We start from the raw sequence: 26,151 nt of genomic DNA on the forward strand, positions 1-26,151 counted from the left end.
CCCCGCCGCCCGTGATCGTCGCCTAGCATCGGCGCCTAACGTGCTTTATCCCAGCGGACGGAGAACCTGTGACCTCGCTCAACCTGGTGGACACCGATCCTGCTGAGCTGCGCGTCGACGCGGTCGTCATCGGCGTGCACAGCGTCGCCGAACCCGTGGCCGGCCAGCCGCCACTGCTCCTCGCATCCGGGGCGGAGAGCATCACCGCCGCGTTCGACGGCCGCCTCAGCGAGACGCTGTCCCTGCTCGGCGCAGCCGGCGCGCCCGGTGAGGTCACGAAGCTGGCCAGCCTGGGTGCGGTGACGGCGCCCCTGGTCGTAGCGGTCGGGCTCGGCCCTGAGCCGACCGGCGCGGCACCGGCGGCGGAGATCCTGCGCCGGGCCGCCGGTTCGGCCGTACGGGCTCTTGCCGGCGCCACCAACGTGGCGCTGAGCCTCCCGCTCTCCGACGACCCGGGCGGCGCCGACGCCGTCCACGCGCTGCGGGCGATCGCCGAGGGCGCGCTGCTGGGCAGCTACCGGTTCGCCGCGTACAAGACGAAGCCGGCGCCCGGCCGGCGCGATCCGGTGGACGCGGTGAGCGTGCACGTACCCGACGCCGGTGACGAGACGATGACGGTCGAGCTGGCCCGGGTCGTGGCGGTGACGTCGGCGGTCTGCCGGGCCCGCGACTGGGTCAACTGCGCCCCGAACGACCTGCGGCCGCCGGACTTCGCGGACGCGATCGCCGAGGCGGCTACCAAGGCCGGCCTTCAGGTCGAGGTGCTCGACGAGACGGCGCTCAAGGAGGCCGGGTACGGCGGCATCCTCGCCGTCGGCCAGGGCTCGGAGGCCCCGCCGCGGCTGGTCCGCCTGTCGTACCGGCCGGAGGGCTCGCCGGCGCGGCACGTCGCGCTCGTCGGCAAGGGGATCACGTTCGACAGCGGTGGCGTGTCCATCAAGCCGGCGCAGGGCATGTGGGAGATGAAGTCGGACATGGCCGGCGCCGCCGCAGTGGCCGCCACCATGCTCGCCATCGCGGCGCTCACGCCGAACGTGGCCGTGACCGGGTACGCGGCCCTCGCGGAGAACATGCCGTCCGGATCGGCGTACCGCCCCGGTGACGTGGTGCGCATGTACGGCGGCAAGCACGTCGAGGTGCTCAACACCGACGCCGAGGGCCGGATGGTGCTGGCTGACGCGATCGTGCGCGCCGGCGAGGACAACCCCGACTACCTGGTCGAGACGTCGACGCTCACCGGCGGTCAGGTGGTGGCCCTGGGCAAGCGCGTCGCCGGCCTCATGGGCGACGCCGCGTTCATGGACCGGCTCAAGAAGATCGGCGACGAGGTCGGCGAGCCCGCGTGGCCGATGCCGATCCCGGACGACGTGCGTAAGGGCATGGAGTCCGAGGTGGCCGACATCTCGCAGGTCAACGCCGGGATGGACCGTGCCGGTCACATGCTGCAGGGTGGCGCGTTCCTGTCCGAGTTCGTCCCGTCCGGCCTGCCGTGGGCGCACCTGGACATCGCCGGTCCCGCGTACCACTCGGGTGAGCCGTTCGGGTACTGGACGAAGGGCGGCACCGGGGTGCCGGTGCGGACGCTGACCGCGCTGATCGAGGACGTGGCCGCGAACGGCTGAGCTGTCACGCCGGTGGCGAGTGCGCTACGAAACGGCCGAACCCATTGGGTAGCGCACTCAACCGCAGGCATTGGCGACGCAATTCTCAAGAACGAAAGGGATAAATCAGCCGGCTTCGGCCCGCTTACGTCGCGCGTTGTAATCGCGCATACGTTGCGGGTATCCGACCAACGCGACGTCGTATACGGGAATTCCCAGCCGGAAACCGAACCGGCGCGCCTCGTCCGGACTGCCGATGCGCCGACGGGTCCACTCACCGTCATGGGCGATGAGGATGACGGTCGTTTCCGTGACCGTCGTGCGCGGCTCGATCAGCGCTTCGACACCGCGCCGGCTGCGCACGAACTGCTCCAGATGCTCGAGGTCAGCTTTGCTGGCCGCCGCCGAACCGGCGACGCCCGCCTTCCGGCGCCGGCGAAATAATGCCACCGACCATCCCCTCCCCGTTTGGCGCGCTCCGCGTCAGGCCGAGTGTGCGCAAAGGGTACGCCGGATCAGCGTGTCGTAGGGCACCTCATTCCCCAGATCCCTTCAGACAGTGACAAGATGTCCGAGGATTATGAATAGCGCCGGCCGCCCGTGACCGGCCGTGCACCGCCAGGGAGACAACACGTGAGCGACCCGAACGCCGGTTACGACGTAGTAATCCTCGGGGGCGGCAGCGGTGGTTACGCCACCGCGCTGCGCGCCGCGGAGCTCGACCTGTCCGTCGTGCTCATCGAGAAGGACAAGGTCGGCGGTACCTGCCTGCACCGCGGCTGCATCCCCACCAAGGCTCTGCTGCACGCGGGTGAGGTCGCCGACGCCACCCGCGAGGCGGAGCAGTTCGGCGTGCAGGCCACGTTCAACGGCATCGACATGAAGGCCGTCAACTCCTACAAGGACGGCGTCATCAGCCGGCTCTACAAGGGCCTGCAGGGGCTGATCAAGTCCCGCAAGATCACGTACGTGGAGGGCGCGGGCCGGCTGGTCGCGCCCAACGCCGTCGAGGTCAACGGCCAGCGCTACGTCGGCCGCAACATCGTCCTCGCCACCGGCTCGTACTCGAAGTCCCTTCCGGGGCTGGAGATCGACGGCGAGCGGGTCATCACCTCCGAGCACGCCCTGACGCTCGACCACGTGCCCGCCTCGGCCGTGATCCTGGGCGGCGGAGTGATCGGCTGCGAGTTCGCGAGCGCATGGAAGTCCTTCGGCGTCGACGTCACGATCGTCGAGGCGCTGCCCCGGCTCGTCGCGGCCGAGGACGAGCAGAGCTCGAAGGCGCTGGAGCGGGCCTTCCGCAAGCGCGGCATCGCCTTCAAGGTCGGCAAGCCGTTCGAGAAGGTCGAGAAGACCGATTCCGGCATCAAGGTCACGATCCAGGGCGGCGAGACGATCGAGGCCGAGCTGCTGCTGGTCGCCGTCGGCCGCGGGCCGGTCACGGCCAACATCGGGTACGAGGAGCAGGGCGTCCGGATGGACCGCGGCTTCGTGCTCACCGACGAGCGCCTGCGCACCAACCTGCCGAACGTGTACGCCGTGGGCGACATCGTCCCCGGTCTCCAGCTGGCCCACCGCGGCTTCCAGCAGGGCATCTTCGTCGCCGAGGAGATCGCGGGCCAGAACCCGCCGGTCATCGACGAGAGCGGCATCCCGCGGGTGACCTACACCGAGCCGGAGGTCGCGTCGATGGGCCTGAGCGAGGCCAAGGCGCGCGAGAAGTACGGCGACAAGGTGGAGACGGTCACCTACGACCTGGCCGGCAACGGCAAGAGCCAGATCCTCAAGACCGCGGGCTTCGTGAAGCTCGTCCGGGCCCCCGAGGGGCCGGTCGTCGGCCTGCACCTGGTCGGCAGCCGGGTGAGCGAGCTGATCGGCGAGGCGCAGCTGATCTACAACTGGGAGGCGTTCCCCGCGGAGGTCGCCCAGCTCATCCACTCGCACCCGAGCCAGAGCGAGGCGCTCGGCGAGGCCCACCTGGCGCTCGCGGGCAAGCCGCTGCACGTCCACGGGTGATCAAGAACCCTTACCACCCAGTAGCTATTGACGACGTGAAAAGCTGGCGACACCAGCTACACATGAGGAGTTTGTGAAATGCCGGTATCGGTCACCATGCCGCGGCTCGGCGAAAGCGTCACCGAGGGCACCATTACCCGCTGGTTGAAGCAGGAGGGTGACCGGGTGGAGGCCGACGAGCCCCTGCTCGAGGTCTCCACCGACAAGGTGGACACCGAGATCCCCGCCCCCGCGGCCGGCGTTCTCGCTCGGATCGTGGTCCGCGAGGACGAGACCGCCGAGGTCGGTAGCGAGCTGGCGATCATCGCCGGCGACGGCGAGTCGGTCGGCGACAGCGCGCCGGCCGGCACCGGACAGGCCGAGACGCGGCCCGAGCCGGTCCAGCCGACCACGACCGCGGCCGAGGAGTCGGAGCCCGAGGCGCCGGCCCCCGACGCGAGCCGCGCCGCAGCGAGCCAGCCGCAGGCCAGCGGTGGGCAGTCGCCCAACGGCGCAGCCGGCGGGCCGACGACCTCCGTGACCATGCCGGCGCTCGGCGAGTCGGTCACCGAGGGCACCGTCACCCGCTGGCTCAAGTCCGTCGGCGACACCGTCGAGGCGGACGAGCCGCTGCTGGAGGTCTCGACCGACAAGGTCGACACGGAGATCCCGGCGCCGGCGAGCGGCACGCTGCTCGAGATCAAGGTGCCCGAGGACGAGACCGTGGCGGTCGGTGCCGAACTGGCGGTCATCGGCGCGGCCGGTGGCGCGCAGGCTGCCCCGGCGCAGCAGACCGCTCCGGCCCAGCAGCCGGCCCAGCAGCCGGCCCCGGCAGCGGCGGCGGCCCCCGCGGCGGCGCCCGCCCAGGCGAGCGGCAACGGGACCGGCCCGCAGGCCGGCACCGCGCAGGCGGTCGACGACTTCGCTGGGTACGTGACCCCGCTGGTCCGCCGCCTCGCCAGCGAGCACGGCGTGGACCTGTCGAGCCTGACCGGCACCGGTGTCGGCGGGCGCATCCGCAAGCAGGACGTGCTCGACGCCGCCGAGCGCCAGCGGGCGGCGGCCAAGCCCGCTCCGGCGGCGGCACCGGCTCGGACCGCGGCGCCGTCGGCCCCGTACGTGAAGCCGCAGCCGAGCCCGCTGCGTGGCCGCACCGAGAAGCTGACCCGGATCCGGAAGATCACGGCGCAGCGGATGGTCGAGTCGCTGCAGATCTCCGCCCAGCTCACGACCGTCGTCGAGGTCGACGTCACCCGGATCGCCAAGCTGCGCCAGCAGGCGAAGGCGCAGTTCGAGCAGACGCACGGCGTGAAGCTGTCGTTCCTTCCGTTCTTCGCGCTCGCGGCGGTCGAGGCACTGCGGGTCCACCCCAACGTGAACGCCTCGATCGACCTGGAGGCGGGCACCGTCACGTACCACGACGGCGAGCACCTGGGCATCGCGGTGGACACCGAGAAGGGCCTGATGGTTCCGGTGATCCACGACGCCGGTGACCTCAACCTGGCCGGGCTGGCCAAGCGCATCGCCGACCTGGCCGAACGCGCCCGTACCAACAAGCTCACCCCGGACGACCTGTCCGCAGGCACGTTCACGCTGACCAACACCGGCAGCCGGGGCGCGCTGTTCGACACGCCGATCATCAACCAGCCGCAGGTCGGCATCCTCGGCACCGGCTCCGTCGTCAAGCGGGCCGTCGTCGTCACCGACCCGGAGCTGGGCGAGGTCATCGTGCCGCGCTCGATGGTCTACCTGGCGCTCTCCTACGACCACCGTCAGGTCGACGGCGCCGACGCGGCCCGGTTCCTGACGACGATCAAGGAGCGGCTCGAGGGCGGCAACTTCGAGTCGGAGCTCGGCCTGGCGTGACGCCAGCATGATCACGGAGGGTCCGGGCACCTATGGTGCCCGGACCCTTTCCATGAACTGAGAGGAGACGTCATGCGGATCCTCATCGCGGGTTCTTCCGGGTTCCTCGGCAGCCGGCTGGTCCGTTTCCTGCACGAGGACGGCCACAAGGTCCGCCGGCTGGTACGCCGTGAACCGCGGGCCGGCGACGAGACGCGCTGGGACCCCGGTCGGGGGCGCGTCGACGAAGCCGCGATCACCGAAGCCGACGTCGTCGTCAACCTCGCCGGCGCGAACGTCGGCGGCAAGCGCTGGACCCCGGCGTACAAGCGTGAACTGCACGACAGCCGGATCGACACCACGGCGACCCTCGCCCGGGCCATCGCCGCCACCGGCGGCTCGACGGCCCTCCTCAACTCCTCGGCCGTCGGGTTCTACGGCGACACCGGCGACCGGGCGATCGACGAGCGGGCCCCGGCCGGCACGGGTTTCCTGGCCGACCTCTGCCGCGACTGGGAGGCCGCCACAGCCCCGGCGGAGGCCGCCGGCGTACGGGTGGTGCATCTGCGTACCGGACTGCCCCTCGACAGCGACGGCGGCCTCCTGAAGCCGCTCGTGCCGATCTTCCGGCTGGGCGCCGGCGGCAAGCTGGGCAGCGGCGACCAGTACCTGCCGTGGATCTCGCTGCCGGACTGGCTGGCCGCGGTGCGGTTCCTCCTGAACCGGCCAGAGGTGGCCGGGCCGGTCAACCTCACCGGCCCGAATCCGGTGACCAACGCCGCGTTCACCCGCGCGCTGGCCCGCCAACTGCGCCGGCCGGCGCTCGTACCCGTACCGCCCCTCGCGCTGCGGGTCGCGCTCGGCGAGTTCGCCGACGAGGCCCTCGCGAGTCAACGGGTACTCCCCGGCGTACTGACGAAGGCCGGCTTCGACTTCCGGTACCGCGACGTGACGTCCGCGCTGCGTTGGGCGGTCGACCATGCCGATTGACGGGCGCAACCACGGCTCGCACGGGAAGCGTTGATACGCTGCCCCGAGTGTCAGTGACGCAGCAGAGCGCCGGGACGATCGACGGCACCGCACAGGCGGGGACCCGCGACAAGCCGGTAGCTGATCGACGTAGCCGCCGACGCGCCGACGCGCTCATGGTGGCGCTGGCTTTGGTCGGCGCCGCCTGGCTCCTTGGCGGTCTGTGGGTCCACCCCGACCGCCGGGCCATCACCATCAACGCCAGCGACCAGGCGCTCTTCGAGTGGCTGCTCGCCTACGCGGCGGACACGCTGCGGGGCGGCCACAACCCGCTCTGGACCGACCTGCTCAACGCGCCCGGCGGCGTCAACCTCGCCGTCAACACCGCGGTGACCGTACTGGGGTGGGTGCTCGCCCCGGTGACGCTGCTGTTGGGCCCGTCGGTCACGTTCACCGTCGCGCTGACGTTCGGCGTCGCCGCCACCCCGGTCGCGTGGTACCTGCTGCTGTCGCGCAAGCTCGTGCGCACCCCGGCCGCCGCGATCGTCGGCGGGCTGTTCTGCGGCTTCGCGCCGGGGCTCGTCTCGCACGCCAACGCGCACGTCAACTTCGCCTCGGGGTACCTCGTACCGCTGATCATCTGGCGCGTGCTGGAACTGCGCCGGCCCGGACGCGCCGTACGCAACGGGTTGATCCTCGGTGTGCTGGTCGCGGTGCAGTTCTCGCTGGGCGCGGAGACGCTGTTCTTCGCCGCGCTGGCCTGCGGCGTACTGCTGGGCTTCCTGCTGGTCGCCGGCTACCGCGAGCCGCGTGAGCACATCGTCGCCTTCGCCAAGGGGCTCGCCACCACGGCGGTCACCGCGGGCGTGCTCCTGGCGTACCCGATCTGGATGATGTTCGCCGGCCCCGGCAGCTACCACGGGACCGGGTTCAACCAGGTCACCCACAGCGAGGACCTGATGGCGTACGGGGCGTTCCCGCGCCGGTCGCTCGCCGGGGTGCTCGGGCTGGCCGGGCGGCTGGCCCCCAACCCGACCGAGGAGAACAGCTTCTTCGGCGTACCCGGGCTGTTGCTGCTGATCGGGGCGGCCGTGCTGGCGCTGCGCCTGACCCGTGGCGCCGCCCGGCGCGCCCTGGCCCGGGCCCTCGTCGCCAGCGCGCTGCTGTTCGCGGTGCTGTCGCTGGGCCCGGTGCTCAAGTTCAATCACCACCGCACCGGCGTCCCGCTGCCGTACAAGCTGCTGCAGCATGCGCCGCTGTTCGACTCGGCGCTCCCCGGACGGTTCGCGCTCATCGTCACCGCGATCGCCGGCGTGCTGCTCGCCCTGAGCCTCGACCGGCTGCCGCGGCTCAAGCACCGCCGCCTGGTCGCCGCCGCGGTAGCGATGGGCCTCCTGCCGGTCGTGCCGGCGCCGCTGCTGACCATGGACCGGTCACCGGTGCCGCACTTCATCAGCTCCGGGCACTGGCGGGAGTACGTGCGGCCGGGCGAGACGCTGATCCCGGCGCCGCTGCCGTCAGACTGGCTCCCCGACGGTCAGCGCTGGCAGGCGGCGGTGCTGGCGGGCGGCGACGGCGAGACGTTCCGCGTCCCGGCCGGCTTCTTCCTCGGGCCGGACTCGAACGGCCGGGGCCGCATCGGGCCGCCGCCGCGGTGGATGCAGACGATGCTGTCGGAGGCCGCGCTGAGGGGTGACCGGCCGTTGGCGATCAGCCCGGTCATGCAGGCCGAGGCGCGTTCCGACCTGCAGTACTGGGGCGGCAACGTGATCGTGCTGCCCGACGGCGGGTACGGCAACCGTTGGAACCGCCGGCACGGCCTGCTCCTGGAGCTACTGACCGAGCTGTTCGGCGAGCCGACCCGGGTGGACGACGTCTGGCTCTGGCAGGTCCGCTAAGGCACCAGTTCGGGTTGCCGCTCCCCGGCGCCCTCCGGGTCCGCCTGCCGGCGCAGCTTTCCGGGCCACCAGACCACCCGGCCGGCGTCGACCGTGAGCGCCGGCACCAGCAGGGACCGCACCACCAGGGTGTCGAGCAGCACGCCGAACGCCACGGTGAACGCGATCTCGGCGACGAACACGAGGGGCAGTACCGACAGCGCCGCGAACGTCGCCGCGAGCACCACGCCCGCCGAGGTGATGACGCCACCGGTCACGGACAGGCCGGCGAGCGTGCCGGTGCGGTGGCCGCGCCGGCCGACCTCCTCGCGTACCCGGGTCATCAGGAAGATGTTGTAGTCCACCCCGAGCGCGACCAGGAACACGAACGCGAACAGCGGGAACGACGAGTCCGCCCCGGCGAAGCCCCACAGGTCGCGGAACACGACGCCGGAGACGCCGAGCGTGGCGAAGAACGACAGGATCACCGTCACGATCAGCAGCAGCGGGGCGACGACGGCCCGCAGCAGCAGCATGAGCACGACGAACACCACCGCCAGGACGAGCGGGATGATCACCTTCCGGTCGCGCTGCGCCGTGGTCTGCACGTCCAGGTTGATCGCAGTGAACCCGCCGACCTGCGCGTCCGCGCCGGGCAGCGCGTGCAGTTTCGCCCGCAGCGCCCGGATGACGTCGTCTGCCTGCGGCGAGTCCGCGGGTACGGCCAGGGTGACGTCGACCCGGACCAGTCCGTCCACGATCTTCGGCAGCGGGGTGGCGATCGGCGGGGTCGCCGCCGGCGGGGGAACCGGGGCGTACGGGACCGCCTGCGCCACGCCCGGTACGCCCTGCGCCGCGCTCACCACCTCCGGCAGCTTGTCGGCGCGCGCGACCACGATGGCGGGGCTGCCGGCCCCGGCGGGGAAGTGCCGGCCGATGTCGGTCTGGGCCACCTTGGAGTCGGGGTTGCCGATGAACTGCTCGGTCTGCGGGATGCCGTTGGTCTCCAGCCGGAACAGGCCGACTGCGAAGAGGCCGAGGATCAGCGCCGTCGCCACCCACACGAGGCGGGGGCGCGCGCCGACCAGCCGGGCGATCCGCGCCCAGACGCCGTGCTCCTCGACCGGGCGGGAGCCGAAGCGCGGCAGGAACGGCCAGAACGCGACCCGTCCGCACAGTGCGAGGACGGCCGGCAGCAGGAAGAGCATGCAGACCAGGGCGCAGGCGATGCCGATCGCGGCGACCGGGCCCAGCCCCTGGTTGGACTTGAGGTCGGAGACGAGCATGCACAGCAGGCCGAGGATGACGGTGGCTGCGCTCGCGACGATCGGCTCGACCGAGGCGCGCCAGGCCGTGCGGATCGCGTCGTAGCGGGAGGAGTGCCGGCGCAGTTCCTCACGGAACCGGGAGACCATCAGCAGCGCGTAGTCGGTTCCGGCGCCGATGACCAGGACGTCGAGGATCGCCTGCGTCTGCCCCGACACGGTCAGAATGTCATTTTTTGCCAGCAGGTACACCAGTCCGTTGGACATGCCCAGGGACACGCCCACGACGCCGAGCACCGCGAGCGGCAGGATCGGGCTGCGGTACACCACGACGAGGATGAAGAGCACGATTCCGGCCGTGGCGAGCAGCAGCATGCCGTTGATCGCGTCGAACACCTTCATCAGGTCGGCCAGGATGCCGGCCGGTCCGCCGACGTGCCCGCGCAGCCCGGGGGTGTCGCCGGCCCGGTCGCGGATCCATTTGATGTCGGCCTTGAGCTTCTGCGGGTCCGAGCCGGCGAACTGCACGACGACCTGGGACGCCTGCCGGTCGGCCGACGGGATCGGCCCGAGCGGCGGCCCGGCCAGCTTGTCGCCGAGGCGATCGCTGATCGCCCGTACATCGGCCGCGATCTTCTGCCGATCGGCGGGGGTGAGGCCGGACGGCCGGCTGTAGACGATGATCGCCGGCAGACTCTCCCGGCCGACGAACCGTTTCGCCAGCTCCTGCACCTTCGTGGCCTCGGAGCTGGCCGGCAGGTACTCGGCGCTGTCGTTCTTCTGCACCTCGGCGACCTTGCCGGCGAGGCTGCCGAGCGGGCCTCCGACCAGCAAAAACGCGATAATGCCGAGCGCCGGCAGCAGCCAGCGCAGCCGTCGCCGCACCGCCGTCGGAGTCCCACCCTGATTGCCGACCGTCATGACCGCTCCGCCTCCCCGTGATCACAAAGTGGCACGCACTGTCAGATTGCCGAGAGGGTACCGGCGACCCGGTACCCCGGATGACACCGGGGCTCACATGGATACACGCGAGTAGCGAGCCGGGAGCGCTACGCTCATCGACGTGACCAGTGCGAACCTTGGCACCGTGCGTACGGTGCATGCCGGCCTCATCGACTACGTAACCGCCTGGGACGAGCAGCGCCGCCTGCACGACGCGGTGGTGGCGGGCACCGAGCCGGACACGGTGCTGCTGCTGGAGCACCCGAGCGTGTACACCGCCGGCAAGCGCACCGAGGCGTGGGACCGGCCGATGGACGGCACCCCGGTCGTCGACGTCGACCGGGGCGGCAAGATCACCTGGCACGGCCCCGGCCAGCTCGTCGGGTACCCGATCGTCAAGCTGCCGGACCCGGTCGACGTCGTGGCGTACGTGCGCCGCGTCGAGCAGATGATCATTGACGTCTGCACCGAGCTGGGCCTGAAGACGACGCGGGTCGAGGGCCGCAGCGGCGTCTGGGTGCCGGCCGACGACCGGGGCCCGGACCGCAAGGTCGCCGCGATCGGCATCCGGGTCGCCCGCGGCGCGACCATGCACGGCTTCTCCATCAACTGCGACTGCGACATGAGCGCGTTCGACAACTTCGTGCCCTGCGGCATCCGCGACGCCGGCGTCACGTCGCTCTCCGCCGAGCTGGGCCGCGACGTGACGATCGCCGAGGTGCTCCCCATCGTCGAGAGGCACCTGCCGACGATCATGGCGTGAGCCGTCACCTTGGTCACAGTCGTACCGGGGCCGCGCTCCAAAGCGATCGGTCAATTCGTGACGCTCGTCGCGCTCCCGTCGTTGAGAGTGCCCGTCGGCGTACGCTGACCGGGTGACGATTGTCCAGCCCGAGGGCCGCCGGATGCTCCGCATCGAGGCCCGCAACGCCGAGACCCCCATCGAGCGCAAGCCGCCGTGGATCAAGGTCAAAGCCAAGATGGGTCCGGAGTACACCCAGCTGCGCGGGCTGGTCAGCCGCGAGGGGCTGCACACGGTCTGCCAGGAGGCCGGCTGCCCCAACATCTACGAATGCTGGGAAGACCGCGAAGCGACCTTCCTCATCGGCGGTGACCAGTGCACCCGCCGCTGCGACTTCTGCCAGATCGACACCGGCAAGCCGGCCGAGTTCGACGCCGACGAGCCCCGACGGGTGGCCGAGTCGGTCAAGACCATGGGCCTGCGGTACGCCACGATCACCGGCGTCGCGCGTGACGACCTGCCCGACGGTGGCGCGTGGCTGTACGCGGAGACCGTCCGCCAGATCCACGGGCTCGTGCCCGGGTGCGGCGTCGAGTTGCTCGTCCCCGACTTCAACGCCGAGCCGGAGCAGCTGGCCGAGGTGTTCGGCTCGGGGCCCGAGGTACTCGCGCACAACGTCGAGACCGTACCGCGGATCTTCAAGCGGATCCGGCCGGCGTTCCGCTACGAGCGCTCCCTCGACGTCATCCGGCAGGCCCGCGCGGCCGGGCTGGTCACCAAGTCCAACCTGATCCTCGGCCTGGGCGAGGAGCGCGACGAGGTGTCGCAGGCGCTACGGGACCTGCACGAGGCCGGCTGCGAGCTGATCACGATCACGCAGTACCTGCGTCCGACGCCCCGCCACCACCCGGTGGAGCGCTGGGTGAAGCCCGAGGAGTTCGTCGAGCTGCGCGAGGAGGCCGAGTCGATCGGCTTCGCCGGCGTCATGTCCGGCCCGCTGGTCCGCTCGTCGTACCGCGCGGGGCGGCTCTACCAGCAGGCGATCGACGCTCGAAGCGCCTTCCTCTCATGATCCTGGAGACTTTTCCGCCCTCCGTACGGAAAGGTCTCCGCGATCAGTCGTGCGATCAGGCGTGCGGTCGGGCGGTGACGCGGCACCGGGAAAGGCCCGGTGACCGGGCACACTAGACTCAGGCCCATGGCCACCGCCCCCCAGAAAGTTAAGTTCCGCGATCGGCTCAAGCAGATCGGCATGGTGTTCTCGTTCACCGCGAAACGGGACAAGCTTTTCGTACCTCTTGTCCTGATCGCGCTGATCGTGCCGCTCGCGGTCGCCGGTATCGCGGTGGCCCTGGGCGCGGGCTGGACCTGGCTCCCGCTCGGCTTCGTCATCGCCGTGCTCGCCGTGATGATCGTGCTCAACCTGCGCTCCAACGCGGCGATGATGACCGAGATGGAGGGCCAGCCCGGCGCCGCCGCCGCCCTGATCGAGAACATGCGCGGCGACTGGCGGGTGACCCAGGCGGTGCAGTACACGGGCCAGTTCGACATGGTGCACCTGGTGATCGGCCGCCCCGGCATCATCCTGATCGGCGAGGGCAACCCGCAGCGGGTGCGTCAGCTGCTGGGCCAGGAGAAGCGGCGCCTGGCGAAGGTGATCGGCAGCGCCGAGATGCGTGACTTCATCATCGGCGACGACGAGGGCCTGATGCCGCTGACCAAGCTGCGCAACACCCTCATGCGAATGCCTCGCACGCTCAACGGCAAGGACGTCAACGCCCTGGACAAGCGGCTGAAGGCGCTGAAGGCCCGGCCGCAGATGCCCAAGGGCCAGGTCCCCAAGAACATGCGGCCGCCGAAGGGCGCCTTCCGGGCGATGCGGGGCCGCTGATCCAAATATTCCTGGCTGAGGCCGTGTCGAGCCGGATTCAGGCCGCGGCCGACGGCTTCGTCGCGATCACGATCGAGCCGGCGGCCCGGTCGTGCCAGCCGCGCCGCTGACGATCCATGATCAGCGCCGGCACCAGCACCGCCAGGAGCACCCCGCGCAGGAAGGCACGTGGGATCCCGATGGGCCGCCCGTCCGTCACGGACACGGCGGCAACCTTCGTCAGCCGCATGCCCGGCGTCTGGCCGAACAGGCCGATGAAGAACGCGTACTCGACGATCAGCACGAACGGCGCCCAGTTGTTCGGGAACGGGCCCAGGAGCCGGGCGACGAGCAGGCACAACAGCCAGTCGATCATGAGCGCCCCGAACCGGCGGCGGAGATCCGCAATGGGCCAAGTCGCCACAGGCGCGTTACTGTCGGTCACGGTCGCCGACTCTTCCGGTTTCTGCTGTTCCGCCACGGGGCACCACCCTATTCGGCCCCTGGCGGCGGTCGCGCTCGGCACCCCGTCACCGCCGTGACGCGTACAACCGCAGACGTGACGTGGCCAACAGCGCGGATCGTACGCGGAAACATGACGGAAACAGTCGAGACATCCAAGAGCAATCCCGCCCCCCTACCGTCTCGACTAGCTTCGCGAGAAACACAAGAGTCTGGAGGACGTGTGTTCGCCAATTCCGAGGAACTCCTGCGGTATCTCAAGGATGAGAGCGTCCGCTTCATCGACGTGCGCTTCTGCGACCTGCCAGGTGTGATGCAGCACTTCAACCTGCCGGTCGAGTCGGTCGACGACAGCATCTTCACCGAGGGCCTGGCCTTCGACGGTTCGTCGATCCGGGGATTCCAGGAGATCCACGAGTCGGACATGATGCTCCTGCCCGACGTGACCACGGCCTTCATCGACCCGTTCCGGATCGAGAAGACCCTCGCGCTGAACTTCTTCGTGCACGACCCGTTCACCCGCGAGGCCTACAGCCGCGACCCGCGTAACGTCGCCAAGAAGGCCGAGGCGTACCTCGCCGCGAGCGGCATCGCCGACACGGCGTACTTCGGTGCCGAGGCGGAGTTCTACGTCTTCGACTCGATCCGGTACGCGACGAACTCCGTGAACGAGTCGTTCTACCACATCGACGCCATCGAGGGCTCCTGGAACACGGGACGCGAGGAGCCGGGCGGCAACCGCGGTTACAAGACGGCCCTCAAGGGCGGCTACTTCCCGGTCCCGCCGGTCGACCACCTCGCCGACCTGCGCGACCAGATGGTCCGCCGGCTGATCGGCGCCGGCTTCACCGTCGAGCGCTCGCACCACGAGGTCGGCACCGGCGGCCAGTGCGAGATCAACTACAGGTTCGGGACGCTGCTGCAGGCCGCGGACCAGATGCAGCTGTTCAAGTACATCATCAAGAACGAGGCCTGGGCCGCCGGCAAGACCGTGACGTTCATGCCCAAGCCGCTGTTCGGTGACAACGGCTCCGGCATGCACACCCACCAGAGCCTGTGGCTGGGCGGCGAGCCGCTGTTCTACGACGAGACCGGCTACGCCGGCCTGTCGGACATGGCTCGCTGGTACATCGGCGGCCTGCTGCACCACTCGCCGTCGCTGCTGGCGTTCACCAACCCGTCGGTCAACTCGTTCCGCCGGCTGGTGCCCGGCTACGAGGCGCCGGTCAACCTCGTGTACTCGCAGCGCAACCGCTCCGCCTGCACCCGGATCCCGGTGACCGGGACCAACGCCAAGGCCAAGCGCGTGGAGTACCGGGTGCCGGACCCGTCGGCCAACCCGTACCTGGCGTTCTCGGCCATGCTGATGGCCGGTCTGGACGGCATCAAGAACAAGATCGAGCCGCCGGAGCCGATCGACAAGGACCTGTACGACCTGCCGCCGGACGAGTTCGCCAACGTGCAGCAGGTGCCGGGCTCGCTCGACGCGGTGCTCGACCGGCTCGAGGCCGACCACGACTACCTGCTCGAGGGCGGCGTGTTCACGTCCGACCTGATCTCGACCTGGGTGGACTGGAAGCGCACGAACGAGGTGGACCCGGTGCGCCTGCGCCCGACCCCGCACGAGTTCGCGATGTACTTCGACTGCTGAGACAACCCTGGAAAACCGGGCCCGCCACCGCGGCGGGCCCGGTTTTTCGTTTCAGCGCCGGGGCCACTCCCGGCGCAGCAGGGCGTACCGGTACTCGCTCGTCCATCAGCGGATAGGGCGCGGTCCACGACTGGTACCTCGCGACCATCCTTACCTCTAAAGTCGTCGATGTGAACGATGCACATGTTTCGCGTCGACGACCCCGCTGGCTACGCGTACTCGTCGGGACGCTGATCGGGCTGCTCGCCGTCGCCCTGGTGCTCGCCGGCGTCGGCGTGTGGACCGTACGCCGGTCCTTTGCCCAGTACGACGGCGTGGCCCGGCTGACCGGGCTGTCCGGCCCGGTCACGGTGTACCGCGACGCCCACGGCATCCCGCAGGTGTACGCGCACACGGCCGACGACCTGTACCGCGCGCAGGGCTACGTCCACGCGCAGGAGCGGTTCTGGGAGATGGACTTCCGCCGGCACGTCACCGCCGGCCGGCTGGCCGAGCTGTTCGGTGCCGACCAGGTCCAGACCGACAGCTACCTGCGCACCATGGGCTGGCGACGGGTCGCGGAGCAGGAGTGGAACCTGCTGTCGGCCGACACCCGCCGGTACCTCGCGGCGTACGCGGACGGGGTCAACGCCTGGCTGCGCGACCACCAGGGCAGCCAGGCGAGCCTGGAGTACGCGGTCCTGGGCCTGCAGAACAGCGGGTACCGCATCGAACAGTGGAGCCCGATCGACAGCCTGGCCTGGCTGAAGGCCATGGCGTGGGACCTACGCGGCAACATGGGCCAGGAGATCGAGCGGGCGGCGCTGCTCGGTGCCGGGCTCTCCCGGACGCAGGTGGAGCAGTTGTACCCGGCGTACCCCTTCGACCGGAACGCGCCGATCGTCTCCGGTGGGTCCGTCACGGCCGGGACGTTCACGGCGACCGGGGCGAGCAGTGCCGCCGCCGGCGCCGGCGGCGGCACTGCGCTCAGCGAGGCCCCACTCGCGGCCGTGCTGACGCCGCTCGGCCGCGACCTCAAGAACCTTCCGGCGTTGCTCGGCACGAACGGCGCCGGTATCGGCTCCAACTCCTGGGTGATCGCCGGCTCGCGTACCGCCACCGGCAAGCCGATCCTCGCCAACGACCCGCACCTCGGCCCCAGCATGCCCGCCATCTGGTTCCAGATCGGGCTGCACTGCGACTGCGGCCTGAACGTCGAGGGATTCAGCTTCTCCGGCCTGCCCGGCGTGGTCATCGGCCACAATGACCGCGTCGCGTGGGGCTTCACCAACCTCGGCCCCGACGTCACCGATCTGTACCTGGAGAAGGTCGACGGTGACCGGTACCTCGTCGACGGCCAATGGCGCGACCTGGACAAGCGCCAGGAAACGATCAAGGTGGCCGGCGGCAAGCCGGTGACGGTCACCATCCGTACGGGCAAGGACGGCCCGCTGCTGTCCGACGCCTCCGCCGAACTGCGCGGCATCGGCGCCGCAGCGCCGGTCACCGGTTCGGGTGCGCGGTCCGACACAGCGACGAAGCAGAGCCCCGGTTACGCCGTCGCGCTGCGCTGGACGGCGCTGGATCCGGGCCGCACCGCGGAGGCGATCTTCACGCTCAACGCGGCCCGCAACTGGTCGGACTTCCGGAAGGCGGCGGCGCAGTTCGAGGTGCCGGCGCAGAATCTGATCTACGCCGACGTGGACGGCAACATCGGGTACCAGGCGCCGGGCCGGATCCCGGTGCGCGGCAAGGGCGACGGCCGCTGGCCCGCACCCGGCTGGGACTCGTCCTACGACTGGAAGAGCTTCCTCCCGTTCGACGAACTCCCCAGCGCCTACAACCCGGCGGCCGGCTACGTGGTGACCGCCAACCAGGCCGTCATCGGGCCGTCGTACCCGCACTTCCTGACCAACGACTGGACGTACGGGTACCGGGCCGAGCGCATCAAGGAGATGCTCGACTCGGCCGCCGGGAAGATCAGCGTCGCCGACGTCGCCCGCATGCAGGTCGACAGCCGCAACGGGATGGCGCCCACGCTCGTACCGCTGCTGTTGGACGCGAAGGTGACCGGTGCGACGGCGAAGGCACGGGCCCTACTGCGCGGCTGGGACTTCCAGCAGCCCGCGGACGGCACGCCGGGCAGCGCGCAGGCCCGGAGTTCGGCGGCCGCGGCGTACTACAACGCGGTCTGGCGGAATCTGTTGGCGCGGCTCTTCGACGAACTGCCGGCCGATCGCCGGCCCGACGGTGAGGACCGCTGGTTCGAGGTGGTCCGCACGCTGATCACTGATCCGGCGTCGCCGTGGTGGAAGACCGGCGGAAAGCCGACGACCCGGGACGAGGTCGTCGCGAGCGCGATGCGCGACGCGAGTGATGAGCTGGCCGGCCGGCTCGGCGACGATCCGAGCGGGTGGCGCTGGGGTGCGCTGCATCAGATCACGGTCCGCAACCAGTCCTTCGGCACGTCGGGGATCGCGCCGGTCGAGTGGCTGTTCAACGTCGGTCCGGCCGCGGCGTCGGGTGGCGGTTCGATCGTCAACGCGACCGGCTGGGACGCCCGCGAGGGGTACGAGGTCGACTGGGTGCCGTCGATGCGGATGGTCGTCGACCTGTCCAACCTGGACGAATCCCGCTGGGTGCAGCTGATGGGGCAGTCGGGGCACGCGTTCAGCACCCACTACGACGACCAGTTCGAGCTGTGGCGTACCGGCGGGACGCTGCCGATGCGCTGGCAGCGCGCGAGCATCGAGCGCGAGGCGAAGCACACGCTGACCCTGCGCCCCTGAACACCGATGATCCTGAAGACTTTTCCGGGTCAGAGCGCGGAAAAGCCTTCAGGATCACGGCAAGCAGGATCAGGCGATCACCGCGTCGATGGCCTTCTTCAACGCGCTCGGCTGCGTCGGCTTGCGCGGCGCCTCGTCGCGCTTGGCGATCATCGCCTCGCCGATCATCTGAAGCTCCTTACGCCCCACACCCTCGCGGACCTTCGGGAACCACTCCTGCTCCTCCTCCTCGATGTGGTGCGTGACGTTCTCGATAAGGACGGTGGTCTTCGCGTCGAAGTGCTCGTCCTCGGGGCTCATCGCGGCGAGCTCCATGCAGAGCAGGTCCGCGACATGGTGCTCCTCGTAGGACTCCAGCACGTCGTCTTCCAGGTCCGGCATCAGGTTGCGGACCGCCGGGTACATGACCTCGTTCTCGAGGTACGTGTGGATCGTCAGCTCCTCGAGGATCTGATCGACGATCTTTCCCCTCGTGGCCCGAGCACCCTTGCTGCACTGCTCGAAGTCCCGGAACAGCTTGCGGATCTTCTTGTGGTCTTCCTTCAGAATCACGATGGCGTCGGTCGACATCCAGGCCTCCCCAAAGATGGTTGGACCCGGCTCTCTTTCCCGAACGTCAGCCCGATGAAACTCGCTGGCACACCGGCCCCGGCCGCAGGTCACTGGAGAGGCGGTAGCTGCCCGCTGCCGGGGCGCGTACCGTCGTCCATCCGTCCGCGGCCGGGGACACACAGGCACCCGAACCGTCGACGGTCAGCCAGCGCGACCACCGCACCCGTACGAGCACGTCACCGGGGGCGTCCGTGGTCAGCGTCACGCCCGCCGACGACGCCTCCACCAGCCGCCCCGGCGAGTCGACCAGCGGCGTCGCGCCGTCCACGGCGTACAGCCGCCAGTCCCGATCCCGCCACACTTCGCGCAGATAGGGCGGCGCCGTGGCCACCAGGGCGGCTTCCTGGCGGCCGAACGTGTCCGGCTCACTGTCGGGCGCCAGCGCCACGTAGCTGACCGCGTTGCGCCGCAACCACTGCCCGTACTCGTCGGGGTCGAGCGCGCCCCGGTAGAACAGCGGGTTGCGTTCGACGTCGGACTGGCGCTCCCAGCCGCGGGCCACCGGCACCAGCGGTGCGACGTACGCGGCCTCCCAGTGGTCCCGCAGCGGCACCACCTCGATACGCCCGACCGGACCCCGCCGGGCCAACTCGTCGAGCAGCGGACGGTAGAACGCCGCACGCGCCGGCGCCGAACCCGCCCGGGCCAGGTCCCCGATGACGACCGGGGACTGCCACCAGACCAGCGCGACCAGAGCGGCGGCGAGCCACCGCCGCCTCAGCGTGGCGAAGGCGGCCACCACCGGCAGCGCGAACAGCATCGGCAGCCGCAAGGCGTTCGATCCGACGGGGCTCGGCAGGTAGAAGGCCGCCAGCAGCAGGATGACCGTGAGTACCGCGCCGAAGCGGAGCGTCCGGTGCCGCGCCGGCACCATCAGGAACGCCACCGCCGTCAACGCGACGTTGATGCGCATCGACTCGGCGGTGAACGGCTGCACGCCGCCGTTGCCGAACAGCACCGCCATCGGCAGGAGCGCGACCGCGGGCGCCAGGCACAGCACGAGGCTCTCCGCCACGTTGCCGTCAATACCCCAGCGGCCGTCATGACGACGGTTGAGCCGTGCCAGCAGCAGCGCCCCACCGGCCAGCCCGACGAACAGGCCGGCGACCGGGCTCGCCCAGGTGGCGAGCGCCGCCAGCACCGCCGCCGCGACCAGGCGGACAATCCGAGCCGGGCGCGCCGCCGAGACGCTGCACAGGGCGAGCAGACCGAACGCCGTACCCACCGCAAAGGTCGTCCGGCCACTGACCAGATTGGCCACCAGGACCAGCGCACCGAGGACGGCGCCGAGCAGCGGGCGGGGCGCGTGCCAGCGGATGAGCAGGTACGCGAAGGCCACCGCCGAGACGACGGCCGCGAGCGCGCCCAGCACGCGTACACCGAGAGCGGCACCGAGCGGCGCAGTGAGCAGGCTGTAGCCGAACTGGCTCTGCCCGCCGTACCAGCCGAAGTCGATCGGCACCGCGCCGTGGCGGGCGAAGAACCCGGCGCGGGCCACCTGGGCCGACAGGTCGGTGCCCATCGGCGGCGCGAGCAGGTACAGAATCGACAGGACCAACGCGACCACGCCGGCGACCGTAACGGCGGCCCTAACCCGCATCGAAGACCCGTTCGACCGCCTGGCGGGCCCGCCGCGCCGTCCGCAGGTACTCGTCGAGGAACTCCTGCGGGTCGTCGACTGCCGAATCGTTCAGGACCGCGACCACGCCGGCGAGGTCGACCCCGTGGCGCGGCAACTGGTCGACCGGCCGTCCACGTACGAGGGTCAGCGCGTTGCGTACCCGGGACGCCATCCGCCACCCGGCGTCGAGGGCCGTGGCGTCGCCGTACTCCAGCAGGCCGGAGTCGGCGGCGGCAGAAAGAGCTTGGAGGGTACGCGTGGTGCGCAGCGCCTCGACGTCGTGCCCGTGCCGCAGTTGCAGCAGTTGGACGGTCCACTCCACGTCGGCGAGGCCGCCGCGACCGAGCTTGGTGTGCGTCGCCGGGTCCGCGCCGCGCGGCAGCCGCTCGCTGTCGACCCGCGCCTTGATCCGCCGGATCTCCGTCACCTGCTCGCGCGACAGCCCGCCGATCGGGTACCGCACCCGGTCGGCCATCTCCAGGAAGCGGGCGCCCAGGTCGGCGTCGCCCGCCACGTGCCGGGCCCGCAGCAGGGCCTGCGACTCCCACACCTTCGACCACTGCGCGTAGTAGCGGCGGTAGGCGTCGAGGCTGCGCACCAACGGGCCCTGGCGGCCCTCCGGCCGCAGGTCGGCGTCGACTCCGAGCGGCGGGTCGGGGCACGGCATGGACAGCAGCCGCCGCAGCTCCTCGGCGACCGCGAGCGCGGCACCGGCCGCCGCCTCGTCGGGCATGCCCGGCGGCGTCTCGTACACGAACAGCACGTCGGCGTCGGACGGGTAGCTCATCTCGGCGCTGCCGAGGCGACCCATCCCGATGATGGTGACCGGCAGCCCGGACGGGTTGGCGATGGCCAGCGCGGCTGCGAGGGTGGCGTCCGTGACGTCGGCGAGCGCCTCCCCGACGGCGCTGACGTCGAGCAGGCCCAGCAGGTCGGCGGCGGCGACACGGAACAGTTCGCGGCGGCGCAGCGCCCGGACGGCCGCGATGGCCTGCTCCGGGTTGGTGTGGCGGGCGGCCGCGGCCTGGAAGCCCTCGCAGAGCGCCTCGGCCGAGCGGGCTACCAGCTCGGTGTCGTCGGCGAGCAGCCGCAGCGCCTCGGGGTCGCGGCTGAGCAGGTCGGTCACGTACCGGGACAGCCCGAGCAGCCGGGTCAACCGCATCGCGACCGGCCCCTCGTCGCGCAGCAGGCGCAGGTACCACGGCGTGGTGCCCAGCTTGTCCGACACCTGCCGGTACGCCAGCAGACCCCGGTCGGGCTCCGGGGCGTCGGCGAACTCGCTGAGCAGGACGGGCAGCAACTGGCGCTGGATCAGCGCGTACCGCGACACCCCGGCGGTGAGCGCCTGGATGTGGCGCAGCGCCCCGGCCGGGTCGGCGAAGCCCAGCGTCTTCAGCCGCGCGCCGGCCGCCTCGGGCGTGAGCCGCAGCTCCTCCGAGGGCACCCGGGCCACCGCCGCCAGCAGCGGCCGGTACAGCAGCTTGGCGTGCAGCCTGCGCACGTCGCCGGCGTACCGGTGCCAGTCGGCGGAGAACGCCTCGACGGCTGTGCGCCGAGCGTCGCTGGAGTACCCCAGCGCCTGCGCCAGCCACCGCAGCGCCGCCGGGTCGTCGGGCACCGTGTGGGTACGCCGCAGCCGCTGCAGCTGCAGCCGGTGCTCGACGGTACGCAGGAACCGGTACGCGTCGCCCAGCGCCAGCCCGTCGACCCGGCCCACGTAGCCGCCGTCGGTCAACGCCCGCAGTGCCTCCAAGGTGGACGGTGAGCGCAGCGACTCATCGACGCGCCCGTGTACCAGCTGGAGCAACTGCACCGCGAACTCGATGTCGCGCAGGCCGCCGGGGCCGCGCTTGATCTCCCGGTCCAGCTCGCCGGCGGGTACGGCGTCGACGATGCGCCTGCGCATCGCGCGTACGTCCTGGACGGCCTCGGGGCGCTCGGCGGCGTGCCAGACCAGTGGCTGGAGTTCCTGCAGCCACTGCGCGCCGAGCAGCTGGTCGCCGGCGGCGGGGCGCGCCTTGAGCAGGGCCTGGAACTCCCAGGTCTTCGCCCACTTCCGGTAGTACGCCAGGTACGAGGCGAGGGTGCGCACCAGCGGTCCCCGGCTGCCCTCGGGCCGCAGCGCGGCGTCGACCGGCCAGGCGACCAGCCCGCAGACGTGGATCACTCGGCTGGCCAGGAGAGTGGCCGCCCGAAGCGCCTCCTCCTGGTCTGCGTCGGGGTTCGTCGGCTCCGCCACGAACACGACATCGACGTCACTGACGTAGTTGAGCTCCCGGCCGCCGCACTTGCCCATGGCGATGACGGCGAGCCGGCACGCCTTCGCGTGCCGCGGCTGCTCGGCCGCGGCGATCCGCAGCGCGGCCTCGAGCGTCGCGTCCGCGAGGGCGGACAGCGCCCCCATGGTCTGCTCGATGTCGGCGCCGTCGGTCAGGTCGGCCGCGACGATCCGCAGCAGGCTGCGCCGGTACGCCCGGCGAAGCGACGGCACGTCGGCGGCATCCTCGCCGATCGGCACGGTCTCTTCGGCCGCGCACAGCACCTGCCACTCCCCCGGGTTGGCCACCAGGTAGTCGCCGAGCGTGGCCGAGGTGCCGAGCACCCTGATCAGCCGGTCCCGCAGGGTCTCGTCGGACAGCGCGGCGGCGAGGACGTCGTACGCGCCGTCGCGCCGCTCGGCCTCCACGATCCGCTGCAACTGCAGCAGCGCCAGATCGGGATCGGCCGCCCGGGCGAAGGCGTCCAGCAGCGCCTCGGCGCCAGCGTCCGCCGAGGCCTGGTCGATGTCGCCGACCGTCGCCTGACCGCTGTCGTCCAACACGCCCAGGCCCTGCGGGCCCAGCAGCTCACGGGCCCGAGCCCCATCGGTAAACCCACACCGCGCCAGCCGCGCGGCCACACTCGCCGGCCTCGTCATCGTGCTACCCGCCTTCTAGGCCCCGAGCAGTGGAAGGTACCGCTGGTCGATCCGCACCGGACCGGTCAGCGCGAGCGCGGCGAACCGCTGCGCGAACGGCCGCCACACCTCTTCCATATCGTCCAGGACCGCGTCGACCGTCTCCAGCAGTTCGATCGGGTCTCGTCCCAGCTCCGCCAGGATGTCCAGGTTGCCGGAGACCCACTCCGCGAACATCTCGATGTCGCACTCGATGTGAAACTGGATGCCCCAGGCCGCGTCGCCGATGCGGAACGCCTGGTGCGGGTAGCTGGTCGACGCCGCGAGCAGGACCGCGTCGGCCGGAAGCTCGGTGATCTCGTCAAGGTGCCACTGCAGGACGTCGGGTGCGAACGGCACGTCGGCGAAGAGCGGGTCGCGGTCGGCGACGTCGCGGCGTGCGACCAGCCGGGCACCGATCTCCGGGCCGGCGGCGCTGCGCTCGACCGTGCCGGCGTGGGCTCGGGCAAGCTGCTGCCCGCCCAGGCACACCCCCAGGGTGGGCACGCGCTCGCGGACCGCCTTACGCAGCAGCCGCTCCAGCGCCGGGAACCAGGGCGCACCCGGCGTGCCGTCCGGATCGGGATAGGCGTTCTGCTCGCCGCCGAGCACGATCATCGCCGCGTAGCCGTCGAGGTTGTCGGGCACCGCTTCGCCGGCGTGCGCGCGCAGTACCGTCAGCTCCAGCCCGGCCTCGGTCAGCCAGTTGCCCAGCCGGCGCACGTCGTCGGTCGGGTCGTTCTCCACGATGAGGCACCGGCGGCCACGCGGTGGCGGAACCTCGTTCTCCGGCTCACGGTTGTGCTCGGCTTCGCTATTCACGCAACGAGGCTATCCGGTGCGGTCGCCGGCCGGTGGACCGTGTCAGTACAGGCAGAACTCGTTGCCCTCGGGATCCTGCATGATCATCCAGAAACCGCTCCAGTCCTCGACGGCGCGCTGCCGGGTGGCGCCGAACGTCTCCAACCGCGCGGCCTCTTCGAAGATCCGCTCCCGCCGGGCCTCGGCCGGCACATCCGCGTCGCCACCGACGCTCAGGTCGAGATGGAGCCGGTTCTTGCCGGCCTTGGGCTCGGACACCCGCTGTAGGTGAATACGAGGCCCGACGCCGTACGGGTCGACGATCGCGCTGACGGCGTTCCACTCCGATTTCGGGATCCCGCGCGCCCGTAAAAAGTCCTCCCAGGTCGCGTACCCCGGCGGTGGCTCCTGCATCTCGTACCCCAGCGCCAGCGCCCAGAACTCGGCGAGCTTCGCGGGATCGGCACAGTCGATCACCATTTGCACCCGGGTAGCCATGGTGGGTCACTCCTCCCGCGCGACATGGCTCTACCCACCCTGCCTGCCCACCACCACGGCAGTTACCGCATCGCGGACCGGGGCCTTTCGCGGCGTCGGCCCGCGCCGGTCAGGTGCCACGCGGGCCACATCTCGTCGCCGGAGCGAGCGCTACCCGGGCCGCATGGTCCCCAGCACGCCATCGATGGAATGCGGCCGCGAGACCGCATTCGACATCAATGAATGTGTTACCGCCGGATCACAGCATCGTCAGGTAGCGCTGCCGCTCATACGGCGTCACCACCCGGCGGTACTCCTCCCACTCGGTGCGCTTGTTCTTGATGAAGAAGTCGAACACGTGCTCGCCGAGGATCTCAGCGACGAGTTCCGAGCCGGCCATCACGTCGAGCGCCTCGTTCAGGTTCTCCGGCAGCGCCTGGTACCCGGCCGCCCTGCGCTCGGCGTCCGACAGCGCCCACACGTCGTCCTCGGCGCCGGGCGGCAGCTCGTACCCTTCCTCGATGCCCTTCAGGCCCGCGCCGAGCAGCACCGCGTAGGACAGGTACGGGTTGCACGCCGAGTCCAGCGAGCGGACCTCGACCCGGGCGGAGTTGGGCTTGCCGTAGGCGGGCACGCGGACGAGCGCGCTCCGGTTGAGGTGCCCCCAGCACACGTACGCCGGCGACTCGGTGATCCGGTTGGGGACCATCTCCGGGAACAGCCGCTTGTACGAGTTGACCCACTGGTTGGTGATCGCCGTGAACTCGCGGGCGTGGGTAAGGATTCCGGCGATGAACGCCCGGCCCACCTTGGACAGCTTCATCGGGTCGCTGGGGTCGTGGAAGACGTTGCGCTCCCCCTCGAACAGCGACAGGTGGGTGTGCATCCCGCTGCCCGGCTGGTCGGAGAACGGCTTGGGCATGAACGTCGCGTGCACGCCGTGCGAGAGCGCGACCTCTTTGATCACGTGGCGGAACGTCATGATGTTGTCCGCCGTGGTGAGGGCGTCCGCGTAGCGCAGGTCGATCTCCTGCTGGCCGGGCGCGACCTCGTGGTGGCTGAACTCGACCGAGATACCGATCCGCTCCAGCGACAGCACGGCCTGCCGGCGGAAGTCCCGCGCGGCGGCGTGGGTCGTGTTGTCGAAGTACCCACCCTGGTCGACCGCGCGCGGCGGGCTACCGTCGGCCGGCGCGTCCTCGAGCAGGAAGAACTCGATCTCCGGGTGGGTGTAGAAGGTGAAGCCCTTCTCGGCGGCCCGCGACAGCGCACGGCGCAGCACGTGGCGGGGGTCGGCCCAGGACGGCGAGCCGTCGGGCAGCAGGATGTCGCAGAACATCCGGGCGCTCTCGCCGCTGATGCCCCCCTCGAACGGGAAGACCTGGAAGGTCGTGGGGTCCGGCATGGCGACCATGTCCGACTCGTGCACCCGGGCGAAGCCCTCGATGGCCGAGCCGTCGAAGCCGATCCCCTCGTCGAACGCCGCCTCCAGTTCGGCCGGCGCTACCGAGACGCTCTTGAGCGTGCCCAGCACGTCGGTAAACCACAGGCGCACGAAGCGGATGTCGCGCTCCTCGAGTGTGCGGAGGACGAACTCCTGCTGTCGGTCCACGGTATTTCCCCTGGTCGAGTCGGCCATTCCGGGCAAAGTCTTGCCCGCCCTTGTTACGCGGACGTTACGGGCGACCATTAGACGCTGATTTTTCGGGGTGCGCGCT

General features: G+C 70.8%; 19 protein-coding genes. 10 read left to right on the top strand and 9 right to left on the bottom strand.

Translation table 11 applies throughout. The features are described 5' to 3' along the window. Positions 1–68: 68 nt before the first annotated feature. Positions 69–1,622 (top strand): leucyl aminopeptidase, encoded by a 1,554-nt coding sequence (locus tag HC028_RS02170; RefSeq protein WP_203981172.1) that lies wholly within the window; start codon positions 69–71, stop codon positions 1,620–1,622. A 105-nt stretch (positions 1,623–1,727) separates the two neighbouring features. On the opposite strand, the gene HC028_RS27255 is transcribed toward HC028_RS02170, so the two are convergent. Beyond that, on the bottom strand, positions 1,728–2,051 hold the full coding sequence (locus tag HC028_RS27255; protein WP_168071982.1) for a hypothetical protein: 324 nt from the start codon (positions 2,049–2,051) through the stop codon (positions 1,728–1,730). 183 nt (positions 2,052–2,234) lie between these two features. On the opposite strand from HC028_RS27255, the gene lpdA reads away from it, so the two are divergent. The 4 genes from lpdA to HC028_RS02195 all read left to right on the top strand — a co-directional run bounded on the left by lpdA (position 2,235) and on the right by HC028_RS02195 (position 8,308). After that, positions 2,235–3,617, top strand: coding sequence for a dihydrolipoyl dehydrogenase (gene lpdA, locus HC028_RS02180; protein WP_168071983.1), 1,383 nt, complete (start codon positions 2,235–2,237; stop codon positions 3,615–3,617). Positions 3,618–3,695: 78 nt separating this feature from the next. Next, a complete protein-coding gene (gene sucB, locus HC028_RS02185) occupies positions 3,696–5,462 on the top strand; it encodes a 2-oxoglutarate dehydrogenase, E2 component, dihydrolipoamide succinyltransferase (protein WP_168071984.1) in 1,767 nt (588 codons plus the stop codon). A gap of 72 nt (positions 5,463–5,534) precedes the next feature. Continuing rightward, positions 5,535–6,431: a TIGR01777 family oxidoreductase gene (locus tag HC028_RS02190; protein ID WP_168071985.1), complete on the top strand. Its 897-nt coding sequence runs from the start codon at positions 5,535–5,537 to the stop codon at positions 6,429–6,431. A gap of 155 nt (positions 6,432–6,586) precedes the next feature. Further along, positions 6,587–8,308, top strand: a complete 1,722-nt coding sequence (locus HC028_RS02195) for a DUF6311 domain-containing protein (RefSeq protein WP_205860976.1) — start codon at positions 6,587–6,589, stop codon at positions 8,306–8,308. Here the strand turns inward: HC028_RS02195 and HC028_RS02200 are convergent. Then, the gene (locus HC028_RS02200; protein WP_168071986.1) at positions 8,305–10,473 is read right to left on the bottom strand and encodes an MMPL family transporter; all 2,169 of its coding nucleotides are present in this window, start codon (positions 10,471–10,473) and stop codon (positions 8,305–8,307) included. The two genes, HC028_RS02195 and HC028_RS02200, sit on opposite strands and share 4 nt — an antisense overlap. Positions 10,474–10,615: 142 nt before the next feature. Here HC028_RS02200 and lipB point away from each other — a divergent pair, with 142 nt between their 5' ends. The 3 genes from lipB (at position 10,616) to HC028_RS02215 (ending at position 13,127) form a co-directional block, all read left to right on the top strand. Continuing rightward, positions 10,616–11,257, top strand: a complete 642-nt coding sequence (gene lipB / locus HC028_RS02205) for a lipoyl(octanoyl) transferase LipB (protein ID WP_373313841.1) — start codon at positions 10,616–10,618, stop codon at positions 11,255–11,257. A 142-nt stretch (positions 11,258–11,399) separates the two neighbouring features. Continuing rightward, complete coding sequence (gene lipA / locus HC028_RS02210; protein WP_239075344.1) at positions 11,400–12,308, top strand: lipoyl synthase; 909 nt, start codon at positions 11,400–11,402, stop codon at positions 12,306–12,308. 126 nt (positions 12,309–12,434) lie between these two features. Further along, positions 12,435–13,127: a DUF4191 domain-containing protein gene (locus tag HC028_RS02215; protein ID WP_168071988.1), complete on the top strand. Its 693-nt coding sequence runs from the start codon at positions 12,435–12,437 to the stop codon at positions 13,125–13,127. A gap of 37 nt (positions 13,128–13,164) precedes the next feature. Here the strand turns inward: HC028_RS02215 and HC028_RS02220 are convergent, their stop codons facing one another. Further along, complete coding sequence (locus HC028_RS02220) at positions 13,165–13,482, bottom strand: RDD family protein (protein WP_168072293.1); 318 nt, start codon at positions 13,480–13,482, stop codon at positions 13,165–13,167. Between the two features lie 309 nt (positions 13,483–13,791). On the opposite strand from HC028_RS02220, the gene glnA (HC028_RS02225) reads away from it, so the two are divergent. Then, positions 13,792–15,219, top strand: a complete 1,428-nt coding sequence (gene glnA / locus HC028_RS02225) for a type I glutamate--ammonia ligase (protein ID WP_168071989.1) — start codon at positions 13,792–13,794, stop codon at positions 15,217–15,219. Between the two features lie 170 nt (positions 15,220–15,389). Beyond that, the gene (locus tag HC028_RS02230; protein WP_373313842.1) at positions 15,390–17,987 is read left to right on the top strand and encodes a penicillin acylase family protein; all 2,598 of its coding nucleotides are present in this window, start codon (positions 15,390–15,392) and stop codon (positions 17,985–17,987) included. A gap of 69 nt (positions 17,988–18,056) precedes the next feature. On the opposite strand, the gene HC028_RS02235 is transcribed toward HC028_RS02230, so the two are convergent. From HC028_RS02235 to glnA (HC028_RS02260), 6 genes are all read right to left on the bottom strand, one after another. Continuing rightward, entirely contained in the window at positions 18,057–18,557 is a 501-nt protein-coding gene (locus HC028_RS02235) for a hemerythrin domain-containing protein (RefSeq protein WP_168071991.1), read from the bottom strand. Between the two features lie 46 nt (positions 18,558–18,603). Then, positions 18,604–20,166, bottom strand: coding sequence for a hypothetical protein (locus HC028_RS02240; protein ID WP_420850150.1), 1,563 nt, complete (start codon positions 20,164–20,166; stop codon positions 18,604–18,606). 22 nt (positions 20,167–20,188) lie between these two features. Beyond that, on the bottom strand, positions 20,189–23,137 hold the full coding sequence (locus tag HC028_RS02245; RefSeq protein ID WP_168071995.1) for a bifunctional [glutamine synthetase] adenylyltransferase/[glutamine synthetase]-adenylyl-L-tyrosine phosphorylase: 2,949 nt from the start codon (positions 23,135–23,137) through the stop codon (positions 20,189–20,191). 15 nt (positions 23,138–23,152) lie between these two features. Then, positions 23,153–23,905, bottom strand: a complete 753-nt coding sequence (locus HC028_RS02250; protein ID WP_168072297.1) for a type 1 glutamine amidotransferase — start codon at positions 23,903–23,905, stop codon at positions 23,153–23,155. Between the two features lie 114 nt (positions 23,906–24,019). Next, positions 24,020–24,454 (bottom strand): VOC family protein, encoded by a 435-nt coding sequence (locus HC028_RS02255; RefSeq protein ID WP_168071997.1) that lies wholly within the window; start codon positions 24,452–24,454, stop codon positions 24,020–24,022. Between the two features lie 238 nt (positions 24,455–24,692). Further along, positions 24,693–26,045, bottom strand: a complete 1,353-nt coding sequence (gene glnA, locus HC028_RS02260) for a type I glutamate--ammonia ligase (protein WP_168071999.1) — start codon at positions 26,043–26,045, stop codon at positions 24,693–24,695. Positions 26,046–26,151: the final 106 nt, after the last annotated feature.

Source organism: Planosporangium flavigriseum, assembly GCF_011947225.1.
Taxonomy (GTDB): Bacteria; Actinomycetota; Actinomycetes; order Mycobacteriales; family Micromonosporaceae; genus Planosporangium; species Planosporangium flavigriseum.